This window comes from Rubritalea sp. (assembly GCF_039830215.1).
Classification (GTDB): Bacteria; Verrucomicrobiota; Verrucomicrobiia; order Verrucomicrobiales; family Akkermansiaceae; genus Rubritalea.
Map to the genome: position 1 here is coordinate 1 of NZ_JBDOPO010000310.1, position 6,149 is coordinate 6,149.

General features: G+C 49.0%; 4 protein-coding genes. 3 read left to right on the forward strand and 1 reads right to left on the reverse strand.

Annotation, left to right across the window (positions count from 1 at the left end):
- Window positions 1-47 precede the first annotated feature (47 nt).
- The gene (locus ABGY95_RS10335; protein WP_347441607.1) at window positions 48-2,546 is read left to right on the forward strand and encodes an ABC transporter permease; all 2,499 of its coding nucleotides are present in this window, start codon (window positions 48-50) and stop codon (window positions 2,544-2,546) included.
- A gap of 217 nt (window positions 2,547-2,763) precedes the next feature.
- Here the strand turns inward: ABGY95_RS10335 and ABGY95_RS10340 are convergent, their stop codons facing one another.
- Window positions 2,764-3,867, reverse strand: a complete 1,104-nt coding sequence (locus ABGY95_RS10340) for an alkene reductase (protein WP_347441604.1) — start codon at window positions 3,865-3,867, stop codon at window positions 2,764-2,766.
- Between the two features lie 542 nt (window positions 3,868-4,409).
- On the opposite strand from ABGY95_RS10340, the gene ABGY95_RS10345 reads away from it, so the two are divergent.
- Window positions 4,410-5,270 (forward strand): ABC transporter ATP-binding protein, encoded by an 861-nt coding sequence (locus ABGY95_RS10345; RefSeq protein ID WP_347441605.1) that lies wholly within the window; start codon window positions 4,410-4,412, stop codon window positions 5,268-5,270.
- 1 nt (window position 5,271) lies between these two features.
- Window positions 5,272-6,149 (forward strand): ABC transporter permease subunit (locus ABGY95_RS10350; RefSeq protein WP_347441606.1); only part of this gene is annotated, 878 nt, incomplete at its 3' end.

Below are 6,149 nucleotides of genomic sequence, written 5' to 3' on the forward strand. Positions count from 1 at the left end.
TACCATGTAGTCTGTGGACTGCATTGTTTCATCCGTGGGTTTGGCGGATGGCTTGGAGAGATAGCAGGTCGCAGCGATTGCGGTTGTTGGTTTTTTCGTTGGCGATAGTTTCAGGGGTTGCAGCTCTCACTGCAATATACTCGCTCAAGGAGAGTGTTGAAAAAGGGATTACCTCTGAGGCAAAGTCGCTTCTGGGGTCAGATCTTAAAATCTCCTCTAAGAAGGCGTTTGTGGAGGCAGAGTTAGCTGGGCTGACTGAGAGCGCTGAGGAGTTTAGCAGAGAAACTAGTTTCCCGACGATGATGCGTTTCCTTCCAAAGCTGGAAGACGGCGGGAGCCGGTTGATGCAGATGCGTGGGATCGAGGAAGGATATCCGTTTTATGGAAAGGTGGAGACTCGGCCGGTGGATGCCTGGGACAAACTCCTAGCCGGAGGTGCTGAAAGTGGAGTGTTGCTAGAGCCCGCGGTGCTCGACCAATTTGGAGTGAAAGTGGGCGATCAAGTTCAGATCGGGAAAATTCGTTTGAGAATTCTTGGGGTGGTCGATAAGCCAGCCCCGCGTGGTAGTCGGTTTAGCGGATTTGCGCCCGAGGCTTATGTGCGCTTGGCTGATTTAGAAAGTGCTGGGTTGCTGGGGACCAAAAGTATGGCGAGCTTTACCGTGCATTTGAAGATGGCTGGAGCTGGCTCGGCAGAGGAGTTGAAAGAGACGATCCAGGAGGGCTTTCCGAAATCATTTTGGCGGATAGAAACTCCTGAGGATCGGCGCGAAAACTTGGGGGAGGCGCTGGACAATTTTCAACAATTTCTAGGGTTGATAGCTCTGGCTTCGTTAGCATTGGGAGCTATAGGTGTAGCTGGAGCTGTGCATGCACACATTACTAGACGTATTGCTACGGTAGCAATTTTACGTTGTCTGGGATGTCCCGGCCATCTTGCATTTGGCATTTATTTCGCGCAGGCGCTTGCGCTTGGATTGTTCGGATCTTTGCTCGGCGCTGGGTTAGGAATTGGGATGCAGCTGGGTTTTATCGCGGCCTTTCAGGAGAAACTTCCTATCTCTGTCGCTGCTGTTGCTGAATGGAGGATTGTGGGGCTAACGACTGCGATGGGTTTTGCTGTTTGCTGTGGGTTTGCCCTTATACCCTTGCTGAGGATTCGTGAAATTTCACCGGCAGTGACGCTTAGAAATGGCGCTCGCCTCAAAGGTAGTGTGCTGCGGATATTGCCGGTTTATGTTTTTTTGGTGGCGCTGCTTTTTGCGGTGTCTTACAGCAATGACTCCAGCTGGAAGAGTGCACTGGCGCTGGTCGGTGGCATGCTGATAGCCTTTTTATCCCTGCTCGCCGTGGCAAAGTTACTGATGAGGTTGGCGCGTAAATTGGTGGGGCAGCACTGGCCCTATCTGCTGCGCCAGGGAATCTCGAACCTCTATCGGCCGGGGAATCAAACATTGCTTTTTTTGCTTTCTCTGGGACTCGGCACATTTCTTTTGGTGACGGTGCTTTCAGTTGGAAAAATCATGAATGATCGACTCACGTTGGATCAAACGGGGAATAGTCCGAACTTGTATTTGATAGATGTTCAGCCAGATCAAGTGCTGGGTGTCCGCGAGATGCTAAAAAATGATGGGCTTCCGGTATTAGAAAGTTCACCTATGGTGGCGATGCGGATCGAGTCGATACGTGGGGTGCCGGTGGCCGAGGCGATAGGCGTGCCCGAATGGGTGGCTCGGAGGGAGTTTCGTTCGAGCTATCGTGACTATTTGAACCCTACCGAAACCCTGGTGGCTGGAGAGCTCGCTAAAGATCGAGCCAATCCTGACGGGCTTGTACCAATATCTCTAGAGGAAAAAATTGCGTTGGACATTGGCGTGGGGATCGGCGACGAAATGACTTTAGATATTCAGGGGGTTTCTATTCGGACTCAGGTGACAAGCCTGCGGCAGGTAGATTGGAGTCAGTTTAACCTGAACTTTTTCATGATCTTTCCTCCGGGAGTTCTTGAAGATGCACCGAGGTTTCATGTGGTGACTACACGCACGCCTTCAGCTTTAGCTTCCGGCGATTTGCAACGGCATTTAGCTGATAGTTACGCTAATGTGACGGCGATTGACCTGACCCAGATTTTAGGGTCTATACGTGATATTCTAGGGAAGATTTCTGCGGTGGTCTCGGTGTTAGCTGGATTTACCGTGCTGGCAGGTTTGCCTATTTTGATTGGAACACTTCTTAATGGTCGAGATGTGCGACTTAAGGAAAGCCTGCTGTTGCGGACTTTAGGGGCTTCGGGGAGGCAGGTTCACGTGATTTCAGTGATCGAGTACACCACGCTCGGTGTGCTCTCAGCGCTGACTGGTGTGTTACTCGCAGTTGTGGCGAATACAGCCTTGGCGGTTTTCGTATTCAAGTCTGATCCATGGCCAGATGTTGGGCTCGTTTTAGGCGCTATAGGAATCGTGACAGGAATCTCTGTGCTAGGTGGGCTGCTGGTGAGCCGTGGGGTCACGAATAATCCACCGCTAGAGGTTTTACGGGGTGGGTAAGCAGGCTACAGCACTTAGTTAAGATGCTCCAAAGCATCATCCGCGTTGTTAATTACAAGGTGAGCCATGCATTTTACTCCTGACTCTTTTAATTAGCACCAGCCTGAGTAGATCTACAGTCTGAATTACATATGGGTTATATAGGTTGCTTTTTCTGACTGCGAGGCTGTTTAGCCAGTCTTCGGTAGTTAGCCGCTCTGCGGAGCCGATTACTTCATCATATGGCTTGAGATTCAGAGTGTGGAGGGAAGCTAGTATATCCCTCGGGTCCTGAAGCTGACCATACTGATGTGTCTGCGTCGTGAGCTAGCGGCAGATTTTTCCGGAATCGGATAGGCAGGTCAGGGTTGGATATGAAGGGGCGACCGAATGTAATGATGTCAGCATCACCCATGGCTATCGCTTGTTCTGCGGTTTCCCTCGTATAGCCACAGTTGCCGATGATGGTATTTTTGAAGACTTTGCGGAATTCATCGAGGGTCATAGGCTCACCAAGTTCGTGGAATCCGAAGGCCAGTCCGTCCATAACGTGGAGGAAGCCGATATTGAGTTCATTGAGCATTTTCGCGGCGGCTGTATAGGTTTCGATATAGTCGGAGCTGCCCATATCATTAAAGACTCCATTCGGTGAGAGACGCACACCTACTTTCTCTGCAGGCCAAACCTCGAGGATTGCCACGGTGATCTCTTTTAAAAGCCTTAGCCTATTTTTTAGTGACCCTCCGTAGTTGTCGCTACGTTGGTTAGTCTTTGATTCTAGAAATTGATTGAGCAGGTATCCATTTGCAGAGTGGATTTCTACACCATCAAAGCCCGCTTCTTTGGCGCGAATGGCTGCTTGTTTATAATCTTGGATAGTTTGGGCGATTTCAGCTGTGCTCAGAGCGCGTGGTGTTTCGTACTCTTTTTTTCCATCTGGTGTGTGAATTGCATCGCCATTTATTTTGATTGCCGAGGCTGATACTGGCAGCTCACCAGCGAGAAAGCTGGAGTGAGATGCGCGGCCACAGTGCCAAAGCTGAATTACTACCGGGGTAATGTGATGGTGGAGTGCTGAGCAAATCTTTTTCCAGCCTTGAGTTTGCGCCTCGTTGTAAATTCCGGGGGAGTCAACCCAACCAATTCCTTGCTTATTTACCACGGTGGCTTCAGTAATGATGACACCTGCAGATTCTCGTTGAACGTAATATTCGCTCATGAGATCATTCGGAATCCGATCTGAGCCAGAGCGACCACGCGTGAGTGGAGCCATTGCTACTCTGTTCGACAGCTTGGTTCCTAGGAATATGTATTCTGAGAGTAAATTAGGTGAGTTGGACATGGCTTGCTTTTATTTTTTATAAGTGACCATTGGTTGGTCGGTGGTTGGGGTGAGTCAGATACCAATGAAATCAATGGTATCTGCGCCGTCGATTGTTCTAATTACTCGGGTTCATAGATGTGTCAAAGTATGAATTGCTGGGGCGATTCTTGGGAGTATCCTCCGCCACCTTACGAGGGAGTGATTTTACTGGCTCTCAATCCTTGAATTCATACGAAATCGAATTACCCTACTCTCAGACACCCAAACTTCATCTAGATCAAAAGTGGACAAACAAACCATCACCATCATTGTCAGCGTATTACTATGCCTAGCTATTCTTTTCATTCTCTGGAGATGCTACATAGCTTTGAAACGTTATTCCTGCTGCGGAAGCTGTGGGTGTGACCTCATGACAAAGAAAGAGCGCAAGGCGTTCGAGGCCAGAAATGCGAGTATTGTAGATCAAGAAGAAGGGGAACCTTAGTTTCTAGAGACCAATCTGCTATCTGTCTGAGCATTTGAGTTGTCACCGACATCCTTACGCGTATGCTTTTACTTCAATGACCGTTAATGCAGTTGAGATTGTTGATTTGGTGAAGGAGTACCCTTCATCATTTAAGCGTAAAATGTTTCGTGCCGTCGACGAGATTTCACTGCGCATTGAGCCAGGTGAAGTTTATGGACTGATCGGGCCGAATGGCTCGGGAAAGTCGACGACGATGAAAGCCTTGTTAGGTTTAGTGGCTCCAACAAGTGGGCAGTGTAAGGTCTTTGGCCATGATTCGATGAAGGTGGATGCGCGACAGCACGTTGGTTTTCTTCCTGAGAATCCCTATTTTTATAAACACCAGACTGCCGAGGAAACTTTGAAATTCTATGGTCGCCTGTGTGGCATGCGTGGTAAGCAACTGGCAATGCGAATAGATGCTTTGATAGAGCAGGTGTCACTGCAGGATGCTCGCAAGCGTCGACTTGGTGGATATTCTAAGGGGATGTTGCAAAGGGTTGGCTTGGCGCAGGCATTGATACAAGAACCGCAATTGGTGGTGCTCGATGAGCCGACAGCTGGTGTTGATCCCGTCGGCTCAAGGCAAATTCGTGATTTAATTTTACAGTTGAAGAACCAAGGTGTGACCGTGTTTTTGTGCTCACATTTGCTCGAGCAGGTACAAGAGGTGTGCGACAAAGTGGGGATTATCTTTAATGGAAAAATGGCCAAACAGGGAAGGCTTTCGGAGTTGACCTCTGTGAATACCCATACTGAGCTTTTGGTAGAGGATATGGATGATGTGACTTTGGCTAAAGTGAAAGACGCGATAGAACGAGGTGGCGGTGAGCTTATTTCTTCCGGAGCTCCACGCAAAAGCTTAGAAAATTTATTCATAGAGATTGCAAATCATTGTGGAGAGGAGGCCCGATAAGATGTCCAAAATAGGATTCATCTCAGCCACGCGCATTTCGGTGATCGCGGGACACACCTTTACTCAGTTAGTAAGGATGAAGGTATTTTACTTCCTGGTGGTGTTTGCTGTGATTGTCTTAGGCAGTCAATTTGTGGACATGAGCACGCTCGGTGCTGTGAAAGCGGTGGAGCAGAACCTAAGAGTCATGAAGGGGGCTGGTTTCTTTGCTATGAATATGTTCTCGGTGATTCTGGCGCTCTCAGCGACAGCGTTGTTGTTGCCTAAGGATGTGGAAGACCGAACGCTCTACACGATATTATGTAAGCCGGTACCTCGTCTCGATTACTTGGTTGGTAAATTGCTGGGGGTGGTGACTTTGGTGACCGTTGGCTTATTAGTCATGGATGGGCTGTTCTGCTTGATTCTCAATATCCGTGTCGAGGCGTTGGTGGCGGAGCAGGCCGATTTGCTGACAAGGATGGGACGGTCACCTGAAGTGATCGAGTCTCAGACGGCTGCCATTCAAGAGCAAGGCGTGACATGGAGTTTGCAGGCGGGGGTTGTGGCAGTACTTCTAAAGGCTATAGTGGTGGCTTCTATAGCTTTGCTGGTTTCGACCTTCTCCACCTCAACGATCTTCACGATTATTATCACAGTCGTGGTGGTGCTCATTGGGCTTATTCAGGCCGAGGCTAGAGACTACTTCCTGCAACAGCAAAGCTTGGGTATGAGTTCACCTATGCTAGAAATGACCCGGTGGATCTCTTTGTTATTCCCTGATTTTAAATTACTGGGGATTGAAGACGGTGTGATCAATGGCGAGCGAGTCAGCTTGTTCTTATTGGGCCGTGTGAGTCTCGTTGGAGTTCTCTATGCTGCGATCTATACGGTTCTCTC

Excerpts from the sequence above, each read along its gene's own strand:
- ABGY95_RS10335 (WP_347441607.1), top strand. The coding sequence starts at position 48 with ATGGCTTGGAGAGATAGCAGGTCGCAGCGATTGCGGTTGTTGGTTTTT.
- ABGY95_RS10340 (WP_347441604.1), bottom strand. The coding sequence starts at position 3,867 with ATGTCCAACTCACCTAATTTACTCTCAGAATACATATTCCTAGGAACC.
- ABGY95_RS10345 (WP_347441605.1), top strand. The coding sequence starts at position 4,410 with ATGACCGTTAATGCAGTTGAGATTGTTGATTTGGTGAAGGAGTACCCT.